The following is a 19,511-nucleotide window of genomic DNA, read 5'->3' as shown; positions in this document are numbered from 1 at the left end:
CGGGCAGTCTAGTCCGATGTGGTGGACTGAGTGGTGGTGACGGATGTGAGTGGAGTGGTGGCTTCTTCGTCGGTAATGCGCGAAGTTTGTGGTGCGTCGGTTTGATCGATCAGGCCATTCAGAAGGGTCAGCCCAAACAGCAGGCTGATGACAAAGACCGCGGCAGCCAGAAACCAGCTGCCCGCATCCCGCGGGGGGCGCTCCGACAGCTCATACCGCTGTCCCTGAAGATCCTCGTGTCGAAATGCCATTCTACTGCTGCCTCCAAATGGTCTGAAGGGTAATCTATGCTGTGGTGCAGCGTCAGGATATGGGGCGCGTGGTTTATGGCAGTTTTCGGCTAACCGCTGCCAAAATGTTAACGACCGATCAGCGTAGGTCCGCCAAAGCCCGCAAAACAAGGGAATGTGCGGCGGAATGTTGCATATTCCCCCTAGATATCGGCAACAAAAAACCCCCCGGACGGGTTGTCCGAGGGGCTTTCAGTCTCACGATGCGAGGGCCAAAGCCCCCACAAAGATATTAGAGAGCAACGAGGTTCGTTGCGGAAGAACGACCGTCGCGGCCTTCTTCGATGTCGAATTCCACTTTCTGGTTGTCGGCCAGGCCGGTCAGGCCAGCGCGCTCAACAGCAGAGATGTGGACGAACACGTCAGAGCTGCCCCCATCGGGTGCGATGAAGCCGAAGCCTTTGGTGGAGTTGAACCATTTTACGGTGCCAGTAGCCATTTTAGTCTCTTTCAGTTTGCGCCACGTCGGACGCGGAAGGCAGGGGGCGATTTTTCCCGGAATGAGAGCGCCGCCCGGTATCCTGCTAGTAAAAACGCCCCGACCTTACTGCCGGGGAGTTTGGTTTTATGAGGACCGCAGCGAACCATACGAAAACGCCGAAACGTCCGTTTGCACGGTTCACGAGCAGTTTGAATGGTCAGAGGGGTTTGATATCCACAGCCGATTCACGGCCGTCTCGGCCTTCCTGAAGCTCGTATTCGACCTTCTGGTTGTCGGCAAGCCCTGTCAGGCCAGAACGTTCAACGCCAGAAATGTGCACAAACACATCTTTGCCGCCGGCGTCCGGCGCAATAAAGCCGTAACCTTTTGTGGTATTGAACCATTTCACGGTGCCAGTGGCCATCCGCTTTCTCCTTCTCTCAGTACCCGTCGACGTCGTGTGACGGGGTCGTGCAGCCAGGTCTTCAGGTCTTCCGGCTGCCTCGGTAGAGAGAGGCGGTCGTCAAGAAAAACTCTGTTGTCACGCTTGGGACTCTGCGTGTGATTTCGCCAAAAGGCAAGGAAATTCCCCTACCCCCTTGCTGCGCTGCCGTTATAGTGGCCGCGCGTAACAGGGGGGTGACATGCGCGTTTATGGGCTGAAGAATTGCGATACGTGCCGTAAAGCAATGAAATCGCTGCAGAAAAACGGAAAAACCGTCGATTTTATCGATGTTCGCGCGGATGGGCTGTCTGTGGCGGATATTCAGCGGTTTCATGCCGTTTTCGGCGAAGCCCTTGTAAATACACGCTCTGCGACATGGCGCGGGCTGTCGGATGAAGACCGCGCCCGCAACCCGCTGGAGTTGTTGGCAGAACACCCGGCGCTGATGAAACGGCCCGTGGTCGAGGATGGCGCACGGCTGACGCTGGGGTGGTCGGCAGATGTCGCGGCAAAGTGGCTTGGCAACTGACGCCGCCGCGCCTATCTGATTTCAAACAAAGAGGAGTGAGCAGATGCGCAACGCAGCCTTGGTGCTGGGCATCATCGGTGGTGTCATCGGGATGATCGTCGGATTTTTCACCTACGGTTTCACGGAATTCGTGGATTGGCTGAGCACAGAAGCGCCCGGAACGCTGGAACAGGTGGATCGTGTGGGGCTCGTCCGGTTTGCCAGCCTGTTTTCGCCGCTGCTGGCCATCGCAGGGGGCGCTATGGCGCGGTCGCAGGCGATGGTGGGGGGTGTTCTTATGCTGATTTCAGCCGCGCTGATGTATTACGCGTTCAGCTTTGGCTTCAGCACGATGTTCCCGATCGCGATGTGTGCGCTTGGCGGTATTCTGGCTATTGCTGCGCGTCAGCCCGACCCGCATTAAACAACCGATCGAGCGAAAGCGGGCCGGCCCCTTTCACGACGAGGATCAGCAGAATCGTGACCCAGAACAAGCGCTGGTCGAGGATTAGGCTGTCGGATGCACGGTCAAACCACGCGCCGATGGTCGTTTCATCCGCGTTGTGGCCGTAGATGTCGGTCAGGCTTTGGACAAAGACGAAGCCGATCATCCCAAGCGCCGCGATCCGCGTCAGCAGGCCCACGATTATCAGGGCGGGCAGGACGAATTCGGCAATCGTTCCGGCGACCACGACCGCCCAATGGAAGGTTGTCAGTTCGCTGACATTGAAGCTCGCCGCTTCCATCGCTTTGGGAAAGATCTGGGCGTAGCCGCCGATGGAGGGGGAAAACACGCCAAAGATCCCGTCGCCCACCTTTGTGACTGCGGATTTCCAGAAATAGATCAAAAGGGTCGCGGCGAATGCGAACCGGGCGAGGGTCGACAGGAACCAGTCGTTCAGGCCGGATTCAAGGCGTGAAAATATAAAATTATGCAGGGAAATCAGGGCGTTCATGCGGGGTCGCCTTCTTTGATTGAAATGAGGGCGGCACCTGAAAGCAGGGCGCCAAGAACAGGGGTCAGGTCAAATGTTTCGGCCTCGGCGGTTGCTGCGTCCAAGGCATCGCCAAACGTGGCATCGGACATCAGCGCTTCGACGAACGCGCCGCCACCGGGGGGTAGGGCGGTGATCGTCGGGTCAAACTCCGCCCGGGTGATCAGCGCATCCTCGGCCCGCATCGTCGGCTTCGGGGCGTCGGCCACCATATTCGCCCGCCAGATCGCGTGGATCGGCCAAGGCGACCGGATCAGCCGTGCGGCTGGGGCAAGCCCGATCCGCGCCGACATCAGCCTATCGGCTGGCAGCGATTGCAGTGCGTCCGGGGCAATCGGGGTCGCGTCGGCAGCGTGGTAAGACGCCCGCATGGCGAGTTCCAATCGCGCGATGTCGGGCAGATAGCCCAAATGCTGCGCAGGTTCGAAATCTGCAAGGAATTCCGGCATTTCCGCGCCGTAGAACATCATCAAGGCAGATTTTGGTGGGTGCTGCCGAAGGTAGACGCCCGCCATTGCGCGGAAAAACGCGTCGCCGACCAGTTTGTAGATGACCGGGAACGCGGTGATCAGCGCTTCGGTGAGGCTTACGGCGACGTTGTTGCGATAAACGGCAAAGCGTTTGCCCGCAGGGCGGCCTTCGGGATCGGTCAGGCCATCGGGCACAGCGCATTCGGGATCAAGCAGCGCCGTGGTGAACCGGGTCTGATCGACGCTCATGCAGCGACCTTGTCCAGAACCCGCGCGGCGCGGGAGGCTTCGGCGGCGAGCGTCGGCCAATCGGGCACATCCGTGTCCCATTCGATCAGCGTCGGCATCGGGCCGGTTTTACTGATCGTATAGTCATACAGTGCCCAGACGGGATCGACGACCTCGGTTCCGTGGCTGTCGATCAATAGCGGTGCACCGGTGTCGTCCGCATCCTCATCATGGCCGCCAAGGTGAATTTCGCCGACATACTTCAGCGGGAAGGCGTCGATATAGCTTTTCGCGTCGGTTTTCTGGTTCGTCGCGGACACAAAGACGTTATTCACATCCAGCAGCAAACCACAGCCAGAGCGGCGGGCGATCTCTGCCAGAAAATCAACCTCCTCCATCGTGGTTTCGGTAAAGGCCAGGTAGGTCGAAGGGTTTTCCAGGAGCATCTGACGACCAACGGCATTTTGCACTTGGTCGACATGTTCGACGACACGGGCCAGCGTCGCCTCGGTATAGGGCAGCGGCAGCAGGTCGTTCAGAAAATGGCTGTCATGCGTTGACCACGCGAGGTGTTCGGAGAACCGCGCGGGGTTCAGCCAGCCAACGAGATGCGCAAGACGCGTCAGGTGATCGGGGTCAAGTGCGGCTTCCCCACCAATCGATAGGCCGACACCGTGGACGGAGAATGGAAACCGCTCGGCCAACGCACGAAGCTGCGCCAGCGGCCGCCCGCCATCGCCCATGTAGTTTTCTGCATGGATTTCCAGCCATTCGACCGGCGCGGCATCCTCCATGATGTTGGAAAAGTGCTGCGGCTTGTAGCCCACACCCGGTCGGGTGGGCAGCGCGTCGAAGGAATGTCGAGCGGCGTCAAGCATGGGTCATTGTACCTGAAATGGGGGCCGCCACAAAGGCAGAGGGGGCCGCCGCCCGAAACCGGGCCGCGGCGCGTTCGTGTTCACGACGCCGGAAGATCGCGTTCCAGGGCTTCAAGCGATCCGGTGCGCGCGCTGCCATCGGCCATCGCGGGCAGGTCCATGGATTCGCAAGATCCGGCCGCAACCAGTTTCCAAGCGTTGCCCTGATAATCAACGGACGAGGTGCCAGCGCATGTCGTGCCGGGGCCTGCCGCACAGTCATTCTGACCGGCAAGGGCGACGCCGTAGCATTTCACGTTTTCCTGGGCTTGGGCGGGGGTCGTTGCGTGGGCGGTCAGCGCGGCGGCGACGGCGCCTGCAACGGCGAGTGATTTCACGTGGTTAGGCATTGTTTGTTTCCCTTCGTCGGACGGGTTGGTTGCATCCCCGCCCGGATGGGCGAGGATGCGAATAGCTTAGGACTCCGGCAGGTCGCGCTCAAGCGCTTCCAGCGACCCCATGCGTTCGCCACCGTCGGCCATTGCCGGCAGTTCCATGGTTTCGCATGTGCCTTCAGCAACAACTTTCCAAGCGTTGCCCTGATAGTCGACGGTCGAGGTGCCAGCGCAGGTCGTGCCCGGACCAGCGGCGCAGTCGTTTTCACCAGCGAGCGACACGCCGTAGCATTTTTCGCCATCGGCAGCTTGTGCAGGCGTAGCAGCGTGGGCGGTGAGAGCAGCAGCAACAGCACCGGCAACAGCGAGGGATTTCATGTGGTTGGACATATCAGACATTTCCTTTTGACAATCTTACAGGCCGCTTCAGATGGCGACAGGGAAACCTTACTCAACTGGAAGGTTTTTCTCCTACTCACAACGTCGTTAGTAACGCGTGCGTGAGCAGAGGTCAGATCTTGTGAGGAAAAATCAGGCGTAAGTTATTGAAAACACATGCGGCCTGCGCGGGCACATTTCCGCGCAAGCCGCAAATGTTGCAGTTTCTCTTACAGAAGGTCGGGCGGAGTCGCCTCAACCGACAACGCCTTCACGACGGCGTCAAGCGGTTCAACACTCGTTTGTTTCTCGCCCAGACGGCGGACGGAGACTGTACGCTCCTCGACTTCTTTCATGCCGATGGCAAGGATCGCGGGCACCTTGCCGTGGCTGTGTTCGCGGACCTTGTAGTTGATCTTTTCGTTGCGAATGTCAGCTTCGGCTCGGACGCCAGCGGCTTGGAGGGCGGACACGACCTCCTGCACGTATTCATCGGCATCCGAGACGATAGACGCGACAACAACCTGCCGGGGCGCAAGCCAGAACGGCAGCTTCCCGGCGGAGTTTTCGATCAGGACTCCCAAGAAACGCTCAAAGCTGCCAAGGCAGGCTCGGTGGATCATGAACGGGCGATGCTTCGCGCCATCCTCACCGATATAGGTCGCTTCCAGCCGCTCGGGCAGGTTCGGGTCCACCTGAAACGTGCCGCATTGCCATTCGCGGCCAATCGCGTCGGTCAGTTTGAAGTCGAGCTTTGGCCCGTAGAACGCCCCTTCGCCGGGGTCGAGCGTATAGGAGTGACCGGTCGCCTTGATCGCGTTTTCAAGCGCGGCCTCGACGTGATCCCAGCTTTCCTCGGTCCCAACGCGTTTTTCCGGGCGGGTCGCGAACATAATCTCGAACTGATCAAAGCCGAGGTCTTTATAGACGCTCGACAGGTAGTCGATGAACTTCGCACATTCGGATTCAATCTGATCTTCGCGGCAGAAGATGTGTCCGTCATCCTGCGTAAACCCGCGCACTCGCATAATGCCGTGCAGCGCGCCGGACGGCTCATACCGATTGCACGATCCGAATTCGGCCAGCCGTAAGGGCAGATCGCGGTAGGATTTGATGCCCTGATTGTAGATCTGGACGTGGCACGGACAGTTCATCGGCTTCAGCGCGTTTATCGCCTTTTCGCGGGCGTGTTCCTCGTCCACTTCGACGATGAACATGTGTTCCTGATACTTATCCCAGTGGCCTGACGCCTCCCACAATTTACGGTCGACGACCTGCGGGGTGTTCACCTCCTGATAGCCGTCGGCGCGCTGTTTGCGGCGCATGTAATCCTGCAGGGTGGTGTAGATGTTCCACCCGTTCGGATGCCAGAAGACCTGACCGGGCGCTTCTTCCTGCATGTGGAACAGGTTCATCTCGCGGCCCAACTTGCGGTGGTCACGTTTGGCGGCCTCTTCAAGCATATGCAGGTGCTTTTTCAGCCCTTCCTTGTTTTGGAAGGCGACGCCGTAAATCCGCTGCAACATGGCGCGGTCGCTGTCGCCGCGCCAATAGGCCCCGGCGATGGACATCAGTTTGAACGCATCGGCGGGCACCTGACCGGTGTTCTGCAAATGCGGACCGCGGCAGAGGTCTTGCCAATCGCCGTGCCAATACATGCGCAGCGGCTCGTCGCCCGGAATCGCCTCGATCAGTTCGACCTTGTAGGGCTCGCCGTTGTCCTCGTAGTGCTTCACCGCGCGGGCGCGGTCCCAGACTTCGGTGCGGACCTCATCGCGCTTGTTGATGATCTCTTTCATCTTCTTTTCGATGGCGCCGAGGTCTTCGGGGGTGAACGGCTCCTCCCGGTCAAAGTCGTAGTAGAATCCATTTTCGATCACCGGGCCGATGGTGACTTTCACATCCGGCCAGATTTCCTGCACCGCGCGGGCCATGATGTGGGCGCAGTCGTGGCGGATCAGCTCAAGCGCCTGCGCGTCGTCCTTCATGGTGTGGATCGCGATTGAGGAGTCGCTTTCGATCGGCCACTGTAAATCCCAGTGCTGGCCGTTCACAGTTGCACTGATCGCCTTCTTGGCGAGAGAGTTTGAGATTCCAGCGGCCACCTCGGCAGGGGTTACACCTGCGTCGAAGTCGCGTGCATTGCCATCGGGAAAAGTAAGGGAGATTTGTGCCATATCGGCCTCCTCGTCAGTTTGGCGCCCACGGAACGCCCGGTTGCGGGTTATGTGTTGGCCCTATCTGGCGAGAGCGGATAGCTTTGTCAACACAAGGACGGAGCAAGACTTGGCAGACGAACAGACCGAACCGCTGGATCGCGCATTTGAGGTGGTAACAGGCGCTGACCCGGACGGCCGCAACAGTGACGCGCCGCCGTCCGAAGTGCACAACTTTTTTCGCCACGCGCTGTCGCTGTCGATGACGAAAACCGCAGACGGATTGCTTGACCCGAAGCTGGTGCTGTCGTGGCTGTTGAACCATCTTGGCGTGCCGTCGATCTTTATCGGGATGCTGGTTCCAATCCGCGAGGCGGGGGCGTTGTTGCCGCAAATTTTCATCTCGAACCGGATCATGGCACGGTCCCGGCGCAAACTGGCATGGGCGGGCGGAAGCGCTGTGCAGGGGATTGCTGTCGGGGTGATCCTGTTGGCTGCACTGGCGCTTCAAGGTTGGGTTTTGGGTGCGGTGGCGTGTTGTGCGCTTGCGGTTCTTGCCGTCGCGCGGAGTTTTTGTTCCGTGTCCTACAAGGATGTTCTGGGCCGCACCGTCGGTAAATCTCGCCGGGGAACGGTCACAGGCTTGGCCGGGTCCGTCGCGTCGGCGGGGGTCATCCTGTTCGGCGGCTTCCTCCTGCTTGGCTGGGCGGAGCGTCAGATCGTCGTATTCTTCGCCCTCGCGGCTGCTGCGCTGCTTTGGTTCGTCGCGGCGGCAATATTCGCCGGGATGGACGAGGCCGAGGCAAAGCCGCAAGACCCGACGAACAACCCGTTTCGCCAATTCGCGCTGCTTCGGCAGGACACGCAGCTTGCCCGCTTTGTCGCGGCGCGCGGATTGCTCGTCGCTACAGCGCTTGCACCACCCTATCTGATCCTGATGTCCGCAGGGTCCGGTGAGGGCGGGTTTCAGCACCTCGGCCTGCTGCTGTTCGCTTCTGCGGGGGCGTCCATGATCTCATCCTACGTCTGGGGGCGCATGGCCGATTGGTCGAGCCGCCGGGTTCTGATCGCCGCCGGTGCCATTGCCGGGGGGATTCTGACGCTCGCGGCTTTTGCGGGGGCGGTCGGGATCATGGGGCAGCTTTGGGTGTTACCCCTACTGCTGTTCGTGCTGATGGTGTCCTATCACGGGGTTCGGCAGGCGCGTTCGACCTACCTTGTCGACATGGCACCAGAGGATCGCCGCGCCGCATATACCGCGGTTTCCAACACGCTGGTTGGGCTGATCCTGCTTGCGGGCGGTCTTTTCGGCCTTATCGCCTCCGCCCTTGGGCCGGTGGTTGTCGTTGCGTTCTTCGCGGCGCTTAGCTTTGCCGGGGCCGTCGTCGCGCTCGGACTGAACGAGGTCGAAGCACTGGCAGAGTGATTGCGTTTCGCGCTGAGGCCGCTAGGACTGGGGCAAGCAGTGGAAAGGAGAGCTTCGTGCCTGACTATCTCAACACCTCATCCGGTCGTCGCATTGCCTATCACAAGACCGATGGGGCAGGGCCGGGGGTCGTCTTTCTTGGCGGGTTCAAGTCGGACATGGAAGGCACGAAGGCGATCTATCTTGAGGACTGGGCCAAGGCGCAGGGGCGGGCGTTTCTGCGGTTTGACTATTCCGGTCATGGTCAATCGTCTGAGTCCTTTACCGACGGGTCCATCGGCGATTGGGCCGAAGACGCGATGGCCGCGATTTCCGAACTGACCGACGGGCCGCAGGTCTTGGTCGGCTCCTCAATGGGCGGATGGATCGCGCTGCTGGTGTGTCGCGCGATGTCCGAACGGGTTGCCGGGTTGGTTGGCATCGCTGCCGCGCCCGATTTTACCGAAGACAGCATGTGGGCCGGGTTTGATGACGCGCAGCGGGCTGCACTGGCCGAGGTTGGGCAGGTGGAGCTGCCGTCAGATTACTCGGATGAGCCTTACATCATTACCCGGCGCCTGATCGAAGAGGGGCGCGATCAGCTCGTGCTGCGCGACCCGTTGCCGCTGCCATTCCCGGTGCGCCTGTTGCAGGGGACTGCGGATGAAGACGTAGAACTCTCGGTCGCGCTGCGCCTGCTGGATCATGCGGAGGGCGACGATATTCGCCTGACTCTCGTGAAAAGCGCGGATCATCGGTTTTCGGACGACGCTTGCCTTCGCCTGATCGAACGGGCTGTCGTGGACGTCTCATAACAAGGGAGTATGCGGATGATGGAGCAACGGGTCAGTCTGATCACCCTCGGCGTTGAGGATATAGACCGCGCCGCCGGGTTCTACGAAGCGCTCGGTTGGAAGCGTGTGGATTGCCCGGACGGGGTCATCGCATTTGACTTGATCGGGCAGACGCTGGGGCTTTATCCGAAACAAAGCCTTGCGGAGGAGCTTGGGATCGATGTCAGCGACATCGGTGGATTTTCCGGCCAGACGCTGGGCCATAACGTGCGCGACAAGGCTGACGTTGCGCCATTGCTCGCCAAGGCCGAAGCGGCGGGCGCGCGGATACTGAAGCCGGCGCAGGACGTGTTCTGGGGCGGGCATCATGGTTATTTCGCCGATCCCGATGGCCATGTCTGGGAGGTTGCGCATAACCCCTTCTCCCCCCTCGGGGCAGGCGGCGAATTCCAGTGGAACGGCGCGTAACCAATGCGTCGCCCGCAGAGCATGTGGAGCCTTGAGACGCTGGGCCGTGTGCGTCTGTCAAAATACTTCTTTATGCGCCCGTTTCTGTATTCTGAAATCGGCAGCTTTCATCAGATACCGAACATCCCGGATGACCCGAACCTTGCAATCGCAGCCGGGCAGGGGCTTTGCCAAAACCTGCTAGACCCTTTGGTTCAGACGTTCGGAGTCATCAATCTGCGATCCGGTCTGCGGTCTGAGGCGGTCAATGGTTTCGGGAACGAAAACGCGCTGAACTGCGCGTCGAACGCGAATGATGCGGCGGGGCATATCTGGGACCGGCGCGACGCTGACGGGCGTATGGGCGCCTGCGTTTCGTTGGTTATCCCGTGGTTCGCGGATCAGTATGATCGTGGTCGGCACTGGCACGATCTGGCGTGGTGGATACACGATCACTTGCCGTATTCGGAACTGCGGTTCTTTCCGAAACTTTGCGCGTTCAACCTGACATGGAATGAGGTGCCAAAGCGCGAAATTCGTGGATGGATCGGCGGCAACAGCGTTCTGATCCGGGCGGGCGAAGATCCGGTAGAACCGTTGAACCAGCGCGAAAAACGCTATGCCGATTTCCCGCCGTTTCGGGGATGCCCGCCGCCCGTGCCGCCCGGTGGCTTTGTCGTGCCACATTAACCGGGCAGGCGCTTGAAACCCGTGGTCAAAACTGTTGCTGTGGCCTAAGCTGAACCGAAAGAAACAGCCGAGGGGCAGGCATGGCAGAGCCGCTGGTTCTTATTCCGGGCATGATGTGCGACGCGCATGTTTTCTTGCCGCAGATCGTCGCGTTTTCAGGAACGCGGCCTGTGCATGTGGCCCAGATCACCGAACACGAAACGATTGAAGACATCGCGGAGTCCGTTCTGGACACTGCCCCGCCGAAATTTGCGCTGGCCGGGCATGGCATGGGCGGCATCGTCGCGATGGAGATTGTGCGCCGCGCGCCCGAGCGTTTATCGCGTGTCGCCCTCATCTCAACCCATGCGCAGGCCGAACGCCCCGCGCAAGCGGCAGAGCGGGAACCGCAGATGGTGCTCGCGCAAAGCGGACGGTTGGCAGAGGTTATTTCGCAGCTCGTGACTGCAGATAACCTTGCGGCGGGGCCGTTACAGGCTGATGTGCTCGCCCTCTTTCAACATATGGCCGGATCGCTGGGGCCGGACGTGTTCCTCCGGCAATCCCGAGCCTTGCAGCGTCGGCCGGATCAGCAAAAGACGCTTCGGATCACCCGTGTCCCGGCCTTTGTGATCTGCGGGCGGATGGATACGATCAATCCGGTGCGGCGGCATGAGTTCATGTCGGAACTGATCCCCCACGGCCACCTTCGGATCATCGAAGACGCAGGGCACTTGCCGATGATCGAAGCGCCGGAGGCGACGACCGCCGCGCTGAACGAATGGCTGACTGCCCCGTTTGTCCTGAGGTAGCCGGTTAGACCGCTTTCAGCTTGGCACCTTTGCCGCGCGGGCCAGAATTCGCGTCGATGAAATCAAACACCAATGGGCGGATGTTATTGCGCCAGCTTTTGCCCGCGAAGATACCATAGTGACCTGCGTCCGGTTCTACATGGCTGGCTTTCATGCTGTCCGGAAGCCCAGTCAGCAGATCAAGCGCCGCGATGCACTGACCCGGTGCGCTGATGTCATCCTTCGCGCCTTCGACGGTTTTCACCGCAACATCGGTAATTGCGCCGATATCGACCTTTTTGCCGTTCACGACAAAGGTGTTTTCGGCGATCTCACGATTTTTGAAGATCCGTTTGACGGTCGACAGATAGAACTCTGCGGTCATGTCCATGACGGCAAGGTATTCGTCATAGAAGCGGTTGTGGGCATCGTGATCCGATGCCTCGCCCTTCGACACTTTCAGAATCTGGTTGGTGAAGGCCTGCGTATGGCGTTCGGCGTTCATCGACACGAAGGACGCAAGTTGCAGCAGCCCCGGATAAACCATCCGACCCGCGCCGGCGTATTTGAAGCCGACCCGTTGGATCGCGGTTTCTTCTAGCTGACCCATCGTGACGCGGCGCCCGAAGTCTGTAACGTCCGTTGCGGCGGCGTCGGGGTCGACCGGCCCGCCAATCAGCGTCAGGCTGCGCGGCTGTGCCGCAGGTTCCTCAGCCGCAAGGTAAGCGGTGGCGGCAAGCGCCAGCGGCACCGGCTGACAAACCGCGATCACATGCGTTTCCGGGCCAAGGTGCTTCATAAAATCGACAAGGTAGAGGGTGTAATCCTCAACATCGAACTTGCCTTCGGAAACCGGAATGTCCCGCGCGTTATGCCAATCGGTGATGTAAACATCGCAATCGACCAGCAGGCTTTTCACGGTGGAGCGCAGAAGGGTTGCGTAGTGGCCGGACATCGGCGCGACCAGCATGACCTTGCGTTTCTTGGGTTCGCGCCCCGGCACGTGGAAGTGGATCAGGTCGCCGAAGGGCCGTTCGACCACGGTTTCGATCTGCACAAGATGGTCGCGTCCGTCGCGGCAGGTGAATGTGCGAATACCCCAGTCAGGTTTCGTGACCATGCGGGAAAACGTCCGCTCCGTCACTTCGCCCCATGCGGCCATGACCTGAAACATCGGATGCGGGAACAATCCAGTGACCGGATAAGATGCGAGAGCCTGCGCCGAAGCACCCAGCCATTGGTTGGTATTGCGGACGGTTTCCATCAGGTCGTAAGTTGCCATATAACGCATATTCGGTCCTTCCAGATCATGCAGGGGCTATGTAACCTTGAACCGAACTGCGGTAGGGTCACGCCATGCTGCGGTGCAGCGAACTTATAGGGGATTCTCGACGATGACAAGCGATCACGAGGCCGAGGACGCAAAATTGGAGCGTTTGAACGACAACTTGGCCAAAGTGGAAGAATTATCGCAACGACTTGTAGCGGCTTTGTCACAGAAGGCCCCGCCGAACCCGTCTTTGGAAGGGCCAGGGCAGGAGCTTTACCTAAAGGCAGGCACCGCCATGATGGCGGAAATGATGCAGAATCCCTCGAAAATCTATGAAGAACAGGTGGCTTTCTGGTCGAAATCCGTCAAACATTTCATGGAAGCGCAGCAGGCGCTTGTCCAAGGCAAGCTCGAAGCGCCCGAAGATCCCGGCCCGGAAGATCGCCGGTTTACGAACCCTTTGTGGCGCTCGCACCCCTACTTCAACTTCGTGAAACGCCAATATCAGTTGAACTCTGAGGCGATGGAGCGTGCAGTCGCAGAAATAGAGGGCGTCGAGGGCAAGGACCGACAACGGCTGGAGTATTTCACCCGCCAGATCATCGATATGTTCGCTCCGACGAATTTCCTCGGCACGAACCCCGATGCGTTAAGCCGCGCGGTGGAAACTGAAGGCGAGTCGCTTGTCAAAGGGCTGGAAAACCTCGTGCGCGATATTGAGGCGAATAACGGCGAAGTGCTCGTTTCGCTCGCCGACAAAGAAGCGTTCAGCGTCGGTGAAAACATCGCGACGGCCGAGGGTGAGGTCGTTTTTCGTAATCGGATGATGGAGCTAATACAATTCAGCCCCAAGACCGAAACTGTCCACAAAACGCCCATCGTGCTGTTCCCGCCGTGGATCAACAAGTTCTACATTCTGGATCTGAAGCCCGCCAATTCGCTGATCCGCTGGGTGGTTGAACAGGGCTACACGCTGTTTGTGGTCAGCTGGGTCAACCCTGACGCCAGCTTCGCCGATGTCGGCTTGGATACTTATGTTGAGGAGGGGTATCTGACCGCGATCGACACCGTGAAGAAGATCACGAAAGAGCCTGCGGTCAACGCCGTTGGCTATTGCGTCGCGGGCACCGTTCTTTCCCTGACGCTCGCGCTGCTGAAAAAGCGCAAGGATACGTCGATCAAGTCGGCGACGTTCTTTACGACTTTGACGGATTTTGAGGATCAGGGCGAATTCGGTGTCTTCCTGACCGACGATTTCGTCGATGGAATTGAAGAGCAGGTTAAAAACGACGGCATCCTGAAAGCCTATTTCATGTCGCGCACGTTTTCCTTCCTGCGCTCAAACGATCTGATCTACACCCCCGCCATTAAAAGCTACATGATGGGTGAGGCGCCGCCTGCCTTCGATCTGCTTTACTGGAACGGCGACAGCACCAACCTGCCGGGGCGCATGACGCTCGAATATCTGCGGTCGCTTTGTCAGAAGAACGAATTCGCCCGCGACGGGTTTGAGATTCTGGGCGAAAAGGTGAAGCTGTCGGACATCGCCGTGCCGGTCTGCGCGATTGCCTGCGAAACCGACCACATCGCCGCGTGGAAATCGAGCTTTGATGGCATCAAGCAGTTCGGCAGTAAGTCAAAGACCTTCATCCTGTCCCAGTCAGGCCATATTGCGGGCATCGTCAATCCGCCCTCAAAGAAGAAGTATGGCCACTATATGAATGACGGCCCGATGACCAATGCGGATGAATGGTATGACAGCGCCGATTTCCATGAAGGGTCGTGGTGGCCGCATTGGGATGAGTGGCTGTCTGGGCGGTCTGGCAAGCAAGTTGCCGCTAGGGAACCGGGTGATTCTAAGCATAAACCTATCTGTCCGGCCCCCGGAACCTATGTTTTGGCTAAGCCAAACACCTGATCTTTAACGATTAAATATTTTTTGCTGCACTGCAGCAAAAAACCCTTGAAATGCGGCGATGCAGCATGCATATTCTTTGCACACGCAGAAATTCCGCGGGGCTCCCCAAGTAACCCCCCGCACGATCAGGAGAATAGAAATGACTAAGACTCAAGACTTCACCAAAGTCATGCAAGACATGATGGGTTCGTTCCCGGTTGACACGAACGCAATGCAGGACGCATTCAAATCGCAAGCTGCTTTCGGCGAGAAATTCTCGAAAGTTGCTCTGGAAGCCGCTGAAAAATCCACCGAGATTTCTTCTAAGTGGACCAAAGAAACGCTCGCTCGCCTGACCGACGTTTCCAAAGTCAAAGACGAGCCGACCGACTACACCAAGTCGCTCACCGATTTCGCATCTGCTTCTGCTGAAGCTGCTGCTGAAAACATGGCCGCCTTCGCTGAAGTTGCCAAGAAAGTTCAAATGGAAACCGTTGAACTGATCCTGGCTGCTGGCAAAGAAGCTGGTGAAGACGCAACGGCTGCTGTCAAAAAAGCAACTGCTGACGTTTCCAAAGCTGCAAAAGCTGCTGCGAAGTAAGCGACGCACGCATATCGGCGCTGTCCCCCTCCCTGACGGTGCCGGGAAAAAGGCGGGTCCCATGTGGGCCCGCCTTTAGTTTTTCTTGCAATCGCGCTGCACCTGCCTAATCTTCTCTGCACCGCAGAAGGGGAGAACGCATTGGCCGATACGAACAAACCGCTTTTGATAAAGCGTTACGCGAGCCGGCGGCTATACAACACCGAAACAAGCGACTACGTGACGCTCGAAGACATCGCAGGCTTCATTCGTGATGGCCGTGAGGTGCAGATCGTTGACCTTAAGTCCGGCGATGACCTGACCCGGCAATACCTGCTTCAGATCGTGGCCGAACACGAAAGCCGTGGCGAAAGCGTTCTGCCGATCAACGTGCTGACGGATCTGGTCCGCAGCTATTCCTCACAGGCGCAAAGCGTTGTGCCCGAATTCCTCGCCATGTCGTTTGAGATGTTGCAGGACGGACAAAGCCGCGTGATGGAGAATTTGGGCGCGATGAACCCGATGGCCTCCATGCCGGGATTTGAAGCGATGAAGGCCCAGCAGAAAGCGTTTCTGAAAGCGATGACCGGTGGATGGGCGGGACAGGATGGCGATGAGGCGGAAACACCCGCTGAGCCGAAGGCCAAGGCCGAAGAGACGGAGGGCGACCTTGACGATATCAAGAAACAGCTCGCCGATTTGCAGTCGAAACTGTCAAAGCTGGGCGGCTAGGTTTTTTCCTCGGACCGGACGAGGCGATAGACCCCTTCCGGCAAATCAAGCGCGGCCGACAGGTCATTCAACTGCGCTAGGGACAGCGTGATTTTCTGAACCTTTTCGGTCTGCGTATCAAGCTGTTCAATCGTCACGCAATCGTCAAACGCGTTGATAACCACGTCTTCTTTTAGATGAGAATCCGGTTCATCCACCAGCGTGATGACGGTCGCGTCAAAGTCATGCTCAATCGTAAACATAACCTCAGATTAGGCGCTTAGGGGGCGATTGCAACCCCGATCAGGCGGCGGGGCATGGTTCCGGGTCGAGCGTGCAAATCGGGCTGGATGAGGCTGATGAGTTTGCTATGATCCACCCCATGAAAGCGACACAGATCATACCGCGCCTTGGGGCGCTGATCGTTGGGCTTGCGCTGGCAGGCTGCGACGTTCCGACCGAAACACGTCCGGCCCCCGGACCGGCGCCGACGCAAAGCTCCGCGCCGCCCACGCGCCTTGACGCGGATACCGCCGTGCGGAATTTCGTTACCGTCGTATCGAGCATGGAGCCTGTGGCCGAACGCGAATGTCGCCGCCGCGCGCCGAGCCTGAACTGTGATTTTCAGATCGTCGTCGATGATCGCCGGGGCCAGCCGCCCAACGCGTTTCAGACGGTTGATCGTAACGGTCGCCCCGTCGTCGCCTTCACGCTTGCCCTGATCGCTGAGGCGCGGAACCGCGATGAGATCGCCTTTATCATGGGCCACGAAACCGCGCACCACATCGCCGGTCATATCCCGCGGGCGCAGCAAAGTGCCGTGGCGGGCGCGATTGTCGGCGGGCTGGCGGCTGCGGTGCTGGGGACCGATGTGCAGACCGCGCAGAACCTTGGCGCGAGCGTCGGCGCGCGCAGATTCTCCAAGGATTTCGAGCTTGAGGCAGATGCGCTTGGCACGATCATCACGGCGCGTGCTGGCTATAACCCCGTCCGGGGCGCGGCTTATTTTCAACGGATTCCTGACCCTGGCAACCGGTTCCTCGGCTCTCACCCGCCGAATGCGGACCGGATTGAAACCGTGCGGCGGACGGCTGCGGGACTTTGATCAAGATCAAGGAAGCATTGGCATCCGCCTGTCATCCTTTGTCTATGCCCGGCCGGGCAGGATGGAGGATGATGGATGAACATGTTCACGAAATTCAGTCGCCACGCAGAACTTGTGGGCCGCATGTCGGACGTGCTGGGCGTTGATCTGGGTGACAAGGCGATGCGGGGCGAGATGCCGCCGGAGGAACTGCGCAGCACTGTGATGCGCTGCATGGGGTGCGACAATCCGGGGGGCTGCCACGACTGGCTTGAAACCCACGCCGACGGGTCCGCACAGACACCGGGGTATTGCCGCAACAAGGCGGTTCTGGAACGGTTGCGCGTGCCGGAATAACTCGCCAAATCAACCGCTTCGGTGTAGTCAGGCCGGATGCAGGTTTTCGACAATATCCTGACCGATCGCGGATCGAAATACGCGGTGTCCGGCGGCTCTGTCAGCAGCCGGGACGCGGCACAAAAATTCATCAAGTCCCTGTGCCGCAAGAAGAAATTCGGCAAGGCCACCCATAATACATGGGCGGTTCTTCTGGACGATGCCCCCTTGAAAAACGACGACGGAGAATCCGGCGCCGGGATGGTGATCCTGCGGATGCTGGAACGCGAAGGGCTGACCAATCACATCATTGTGGTGACGCGCTGGTATGGGGGCGTTAAACTCGGCGGAGATCGCTTCCGCAGGGTGCAGGACGCGGTGAGATTTTATCTGGAGAACCGCGCTTGCTGAAAACTCATATTTCCCATGTTCTTCAACGTGTTGTCTGGTCGTTTGAAGGGCTATCCGACTGCTGGAAAGAGGAACGCAGCCTGCGCCAATGGGCGCTGGCCAATGCGGTGTCCGCAGCCCTGACATTCGCGTTTGAAATGTCGACGGCGGAGCGTGCCGTTATCATCGGGTTCGGCATCCTTGTCATGGCGGCGGAGCTGATGAATACGGCGATTGAGGCGGCGGTCGACCATACCTCGGTCGAGCGTCATCCGCTGGCGAAACGGGCGAAAGACGTGGCAAGCGCGGCGGTCATGGTGACGGCCTTCGCGGCGGGGGCGGTGTGGTTGGTGGTTTTGATCGGGTGAGGGGGCGACTCTGGTTAACGCACTGATTTCAATCAAAAATAGCCATGCACAACGCGTGCAGGGCGCGTGCACAACCTGTACACACATTGTGCATACGATATGCACCGCGCGCCGGATGAACGGGGCGCGCGCGGGGGCCGCGATCCGGGGGGAGGGACGCCGATGATGTATTTCCTGAAACGCCTGCGCCTGCGCTGTATCTGGAGCCTTGCGGGCGTCCGTGACACCTGGGCCAGCGAACATTCCTTCCGCACCTGGGTCTGGGCGAACCTCGTGTCCGCCGTGCTGGCCTTTGCGCTGCCGCTGTCGTCCGGCGACCGGGCGCTGATCCTGTCGCTGGGGGTGATCGTGCTGGCGGTGGAGCTTATCAACACCGCGATCGAACGCAGCGTCGATTACATCTCGACCGACGAGCACCCGCTGGCCAAACGCGCGAAGGACGCGGGCAGCGCGGGCGTCGCCGTTGCCGCCATCGCCGCCGGGATCGCGTGGGTCATGGTGCTGTTCGGCTAGCCCCTTCAACGCGGCGGCGAAGCCGTGCTAGGCTTGCCGCGACATTCATTCAGGAGCATCCCATGAACCGCATTATCCTTTCCGCCTTGCCCGTCGCGATCCTTGCCGCCTGTCAGCCGACCCCGACCGAAGAGGGGCTGCCCCTTCTCGCCGGCTACCGCGACCCCGCCGACCAATGCCGCATCGTGGGGGAGAATGACTTTACCAACCAGTTCCTCGACGACTCCGCCGATCTGGTGGGGTGTCCCGAGAATTACGAAGGTATCGGCGTGTTCATGCGTGAGGTGGATGAGACCGAGGTGGCGCGGACGCAGGGGTATGTGTTGTTTTCGGTGAGCCGGGGGTGAGGGGGGGTGTGATACATTCGTCCGCTTCTACGGTGTTAGGTCTACTTGAAAGTCTGCGAGTTATCGAAAGCGATTGGTTAGGCGAACAAATATGCCTTGGAGCCCGATTCGAGACGCCGTCATGAACAATGATGAAGCATGGCTGGAAATCGATGAAGCTACCGACGTGCTAATCTCGCTTAGACACGCGAACAAATGCATCATTTGTGCGAAGCAGGAGCCGGGTGAATGGAAGTGGGTAATTCTGGCGGTTCATAACGCGCTGCAAGGCGCGATGGTGTGTCACTTGTCAGGTTCTGCCCAGTTGGGGGCGCTTCGGAAAGACTCGATAAAGAAAGCACTTTCTTGGCACGAGGAAGACCGTCAAGGAATCGAGAAAGATTACCCGGACGAAATGCTTGCAGATGCAAACGAACTATTCAAACGAGTGATCGGAGATGCGGATATTCGTGAAGGTGCAGGTGGCTTGGTTATAGTCACGAAAGACGAAACTAATGCGTTCAATAGCCTTCACCGCCTTCGACGCGAGTTCGCTCATTTCACACCCAAAGGATGGTCGCTTGAGTTGAGCGGGCTTCCTCTGATTGTTTCCAGATGCGGCGGATTAATCAAGAAAATCGCTGTCGCAGGTTGGGCGTTTCGACATCTATGCGAAAGCGATCGGATATTGCTAAACAACGAGATCGAAATTCTCTGCGGATCAAGCCCAATCGAGTAGCGCTTGCTTCGCCGCCACTTTGGGCTCTGCCCGCTCGTGGCTGAAATG

The 19,511-nt window shown here is 59.1% G+C and carries 28 protein-coding genes; 17 read left to right on the top strand and 11 right to left on the bottom strand.

Annotated features, from left to right (window positions below; translation table 11 throughout):
• Nucleotides 1-8: 8 nt before the first annotated feature.
• The 3 genes from ACEWPJ_RS12335 to ACEWPJ_RS12325 all read right to left on the bottom strand — a co-directional run bounded on the left by ACEWPJ_RS12335 (nt 9) and on the right by ACEWPJ_RS12325 (nt 1,135).
• Nucleotides 9-251, bottom strand: a complete 243-nt coding sequence (locus ACEWPJ_RS12335) for a hypothetical protein (RefSeq protein WP_416513397.1) — start codon at nt 249-251, stop codon at nt 9-11.
• A 271-nt stretch (nt 252-522) separates the two neighbouring features.
• Nucleotides 523-729, bottom strand: a complete 207-nt coding sequence (locus tag ACEWPJ_RS12330) for a cold-shock protein (RefSeq protein WP_416513396.1) — start codon at nt 727-729, stop codon at nt 523-525.
• 199 nt (nt 730-928) lie between these two features.
• The gene (locus ACEWPJ_RS12325) at nt 929-1,135 is read right to left on the bottom strand and encodes a cold-shock protein (RefSeq protein WP_416513395.1); all 207 of its coding nucleotides are present in this window, start codon (nt 1,133-1,135) and stop codon (nt 929-931) included.
• Nucleotides 1,136-1,355: 220 nt separating this feature from the next.
• Between ACEWPJ_RS12325 and ACEWPJ_RS12320 the strand changes: the two genes are divergently transcribed.
• Entirely contained in the window at nt 1,356-1,685 is a 330-nt protein-coding gene (locus tag ACEWPJ_RS12320; protein WP_416513394.1) for an arsenate reductase family protein, read from the top strand.
• 43 nt (nt 1,686-1,728) lie between these two features.
• Nucleotides 1,729-2,088 carry a hypothetical protein gene (locus ACEWPJ_RS12315; protein ID WP_416513393.1) on the top strand — a complete coding sequence of 120 codons (360 nt, stop codon included), beginning with the start codon at nt 1,729-1,731 and terminating at the stop codon, nt 2,086-2,088.
• Here ACEWPJ_RS12315 and ACEWPJ_RS12310 read toward each other — a convergent pair.
• The 6 genes from ACEWPJ_RS12310 to thrS form a co-directional block, all read right to left on the bottom strand.
• The gene (locus ACEWPJ_RS12310; RefSeq protein ID WP_416513392.1) at nt 2,057-2,620 is read right to left on the bottom strand and encodes a DoxX family protein; all 564 of its coding nucleotides are present in this window, start codon (nt 2,618-2,620) and stop codon (nt 2,057-2,059) included. The two genes, ACEWPJ_RS12315 and ACEWPJ_RS12310, sit on opposite strands and share 32 nt — an antisense overlap.
• Nucleotides 2,617-3,378 carry a DNA-binding domain-containing protein gene (locus tag ACEWPJ_RS12305; protein ID WP_416513391.1) on the bottom strand — a complete coding sequence of 254 codons (762 nt, stop codon included), beginning with the start codon at nt 3,376-3,378 and terminating at the stop codon, nt 2,617-2,619. The genes ACEWPJ_RS12310 and ACEWPJ_RS12305 overlap by 4 nt, the downstream gene beginning before the upstream one ends.
• Nucleotides 3,375-4,235 carry a DUF692 domain-containing protein gene (locus ACEWPJ_RS12300; protein ID WP_416513390.1) on the bottom strand — a complete coding sequence of 287 codons (861 nt, stop codon included), beginning with the start codon at nt 4,233-4,235 and terminating at the stop codon, nt 3,375-3,377. Before ACEWPJ_RS12300 ends, ACEWPJ_RS12305 begins: the two co-directional genes overlap by 4 nt.
• Before the next feature lie 80 nt (nt 4,236-4,315).
• A complete protein-coding gene (locus tag ACEWPJ_RS12295) occupies nt 4,316-4,624 on the bottom strand; it encodes a DUF2282 domain-containing protein (RefSeq protein WP_416513389.1) in 309 nt (102 codons plus the stop codon).
• A 66-nt stretch (nt 4,625-4,690) separates the two neighbouring features.
• Nucleotides 4,691-4,999: a DUF2282 domain-containing protein gene (locus tag ACEWPJ_RS12290; RefSeq protein WP_416513388.1), complete on the bottom strand. Its 309-nt coding sequence runs from the start codon at nt 4,997-4,999 to the stop codon at nt 4,691-4,693.
• A 218-nt stretch (nt 5,000-5,217) separates the two neighbouring features.
• Nucleotides 5,218-7,164: a threonine--tRNA ligase gene (gene thrS, locus ACEWPJ_RS12285; RefSeq protein WP_416513387.1), complete on the bottom strand. Its 1,947-nt coding sequence runs from the start codon at nt 7,162-7,164 to the stop codon at nt 5,218-5,220.
• A 109-nt stretch (nt 7,165-7,273) separates the two neighbouring features.
• Here thrS and ACEWPJ_RS12280 point away from each other — a divergent pair, with 109 nt between their 5' ends.
• From ACEWPJ_RS12280 to ACEWPJ_RS12260, 5 genes are all read left to right on the top strand, one after another.
• Nucleotides 7,274-8,569 carry an MFS transporter gene (locus ACEWPJ_RS12280; RefSeq protein WP_416513386.1) on the top strand — a complete coding sequence of 432 codons (1,296 nt, stop codon included), beginning with the start codon at nt 7,274-7,276 and terminating at the stop codon, nt 8,567-8,569.
• 56 nt (nt 8,570-8,625) lie between these two features.
• Nucleotides 8,626-9,363 (top strand): alpha/beta hydrolase, encoded by a 738-nt coding sequence (locus ACEWPJ_RS12275; protein WP_416513385.1) that lies wholly within the window; start codon nt 8,626-8,628, stop codon nt 9,361-9,363.
• A gap of 18 nt (nt 9,364-9,381) precedes the next feature.
• Nucleotides 9,382-9,810 (top strand): VOC family protein, encoded by a 429-nt coding sequence (locus ACEWPJ_RS12270; RefSeq protein WP_416513571.1) that lies wholly within the window; start codon nt 9,382-9,384, stop codon nt 9,808-9,810.
• 3 nt (nt 9,811-9,813) lie between these two features.
• Complete coding sequence (locus tag ACEWPJ_RS12265; RefSeq protein WP_416513384.1) at nt 9,814-10,479, top strand: hypothetical protein; 666 nt, start codon at nt 9,814-9,816, stop codon at nt 10,477-10,479.
• 80 nt (nt 10,480-10,559) lie between these two features.
• On the top strand, nt 10,560-11,270 hold the full coding sequence (locus tag ACEWPJ_RS12260) for an alpha/beta fold hydrolase (RefSeq protein ID WP_416513383.1): 711 nt from the start codon (nt 10,560-10,562) through the stop codon (nt 11,268-11,270).
• Between the two features lie 4 nt (nt 11,271-11,274).
• Here ACEWPJ_RS12260 and phaZ read toward each other — a convergent pair whose 3' ends face one another.
• Nucleotides 11,275-12,540 carry a polyhydroxyalkanoate depolymerase gene (phaZ, locus tag ACEWPJ_RS12255; RefSeq protein WP_416513382.1) on the bottom strand — a complete coding sequence of 422 codons (1,266 nt, stop codon included), beginning with the start codon at nt 12,538-12,540 and terminating at the stop codon, nt 11,275-11,277.
• Between the two features lie 103 nt (nt 12,541-12,643).
• Between phaZ and ACEWPJ_RS12250 the strand changes: the two genes are divergently transcribed.
• From ACEWPJ_RS12250 to phaR, 3 genes are all read left to right on the top strand, one after another.
• Nucleotides 12,644-14,437: a PHA/PHB synthase family protein gene (locus ACEWPJ_RS12250; RefSeq protein ID WP_416513381.1), complete on the top strand. Its 1,794-nt coding sequence runs from the start codon at nt 12,644-12,646 to the stop codon at nt 14,435-14,437.
• A gap of 139 nt (nt 14,438-14,576) precedes the next feature.
• Nucleotides 14,577-15,017 carry a phasin family protein gene (locus ACEWPJ_RS12245; protein WP_416513380.1) on the top strand — a complete coding sequence of 147 codons (441 nt, stop codon included), beginning with the start codon at nt 14,577-14,579 and terminating at the stop codon, nt 15,015-15,017.
• 141 nt (nt 15,018-15,158) lie between these two features.
• A complete protein-coding gene (phaR, locus tag ACEWPJ_RS12240; RefSeq protein WP_416513379.1) occupies nt 15,159-15,728 on the top strand; it encodes a polyhydroxyalkanoate synthesis repressor PhaR in 570 nt (189 codons plus the stop codon).
• On the opposite strand, the gene ACEWPJ_RS12235 is transcribed toward phaR, so the two are convergent.
• Complete coding sequence (locus ACEWPJ_RS12235; protein ID WP_416513378.1) at nt 15,725-15,970, bottom strand: hypothetical protein; 246 nt, start codon at nt 15,968-15,970, stop codon at nt 15,725-15,727. The two genes, phaR and ACEWPJ_RS12235, sit on opposite strands and share 4 nt — an antisense overlap.
• A 119-nt stretch (nt 15,971-16,089) precedes the next feature.
• On the opposite strand from ACEWPJ_RS12235, the gene ACEWPJ_RS12230 reads away from it, so the two are divergent.
• The 7 genes from ACEWPJ_RS12230 to ACEWPJ_RS12200 all read left to right on the top strand — a co-directional run bounded on the left by ACEWPJ_RS12230 (nt 16,090) and on the right by ACEWPJ_RS12200 (nt 19,463).
• On the top strand, nt 16,090-16,812 hold the full coding sequence (locus tag ACEWPJ_RS12230; protein WP_416513377.1) for a M48 family metallopeptidase: 723 nt from the start codon (nt 16,090-16,092) through the stop codon (nt 16,810-16,812).
• 75 nt (nt 16,813-16,887) lie between these two features.
• The gene (locus ACEWPJ_RS12225; RefSeq protein ID WP_416513376.1) at nt 16,888-17,148 is read left to right on the top strand and encodes a DUF6455 family protein; all 261 of its coding nucleotides are present in this window, start codon (nt 16,888-16,890) and stop codon (nt 17,146-17,148) included.
• Nucleotides 17,149-17,184: 36 nt separating this feature from the next.
• A complete protein-coding gene (locus tag ACEWPJ_RS12220) occupies nt 17,185-17,538 on the top strand; it encodes a YigZ family protein (RefSeq protein WP_416513375.1) in 354 nt (117 codons plus the stop codon).
• On the top strand, nt 17,532-17,885 hold the full coding sequence (locus ACEWPJ_RS12215; RefSeq protein ID WP_416513374.1) for a diacylglycerol kinase: 354 nt from the start codon (nt 17,532-17,534) through the stop codon (nt 17,883-17,885). The genes ACEWPJ_RS12220 and ACEWPJ_RS12215 overlap by 7 nt, the downstream gene beginning before the upstream one ends.
• 165 nt (nt 17,886-18,050) lie before the next feature.
• The gene (locus ACEWPJ_RS12210) at nt 18,051-18,398 is read left to right on the top strand and encodes a diacylglycerol kinase (RefSeq protein WP_416513373.1); all 348 of its coding nucleotides are present in this window, start codon (nt 18,051-18,053) and stop codon (nt 18,396-18,398) included.
• A 62-nt stretch (nt 18,399-18,460) separates the two neighbouring features.
• On the top strand, nt 18,461-18,745 hold the full coding sequence (locus ACEWPJ_RS12205) for a hypothetical protein (RefSeq protein ID WP_416513372.1): 285 nt from the start codon (nt 18,461-18,463) through the stop codon (nt 18,743-18,745).
• A gap of 121 nt (nt 18,746-18,866) precedes the next feature.
• The gene (locus ACEWPJ_RS12200) at nt 18,867-19,463 is read left to right on the top strand and encodes a hypothetical protein (protein WP_416513371.1); all 597 of its coding nucleotides are present in this window, start codon (nt 18,867-18,869) and stop codon (nt 19,461-19,463) included.
• Nucleotides 19,464-19,511: the final 48 nt, after the last annotated feature.

The organism is Aliiroseovarius sp. YM-037, assembly GCF_048060095.1.
Classification (GTDB): Bacteria; Pseudomonadota; Alphaproteobacteria; order Rhodobacterales; family Rhodobacteraceae; genus JBLUOA01.
The sequence above is the reverse complement of the archived record's forward strand: the minus strand, read 5'-3'. Positions and strand labels throughout refer to the sequence as shown.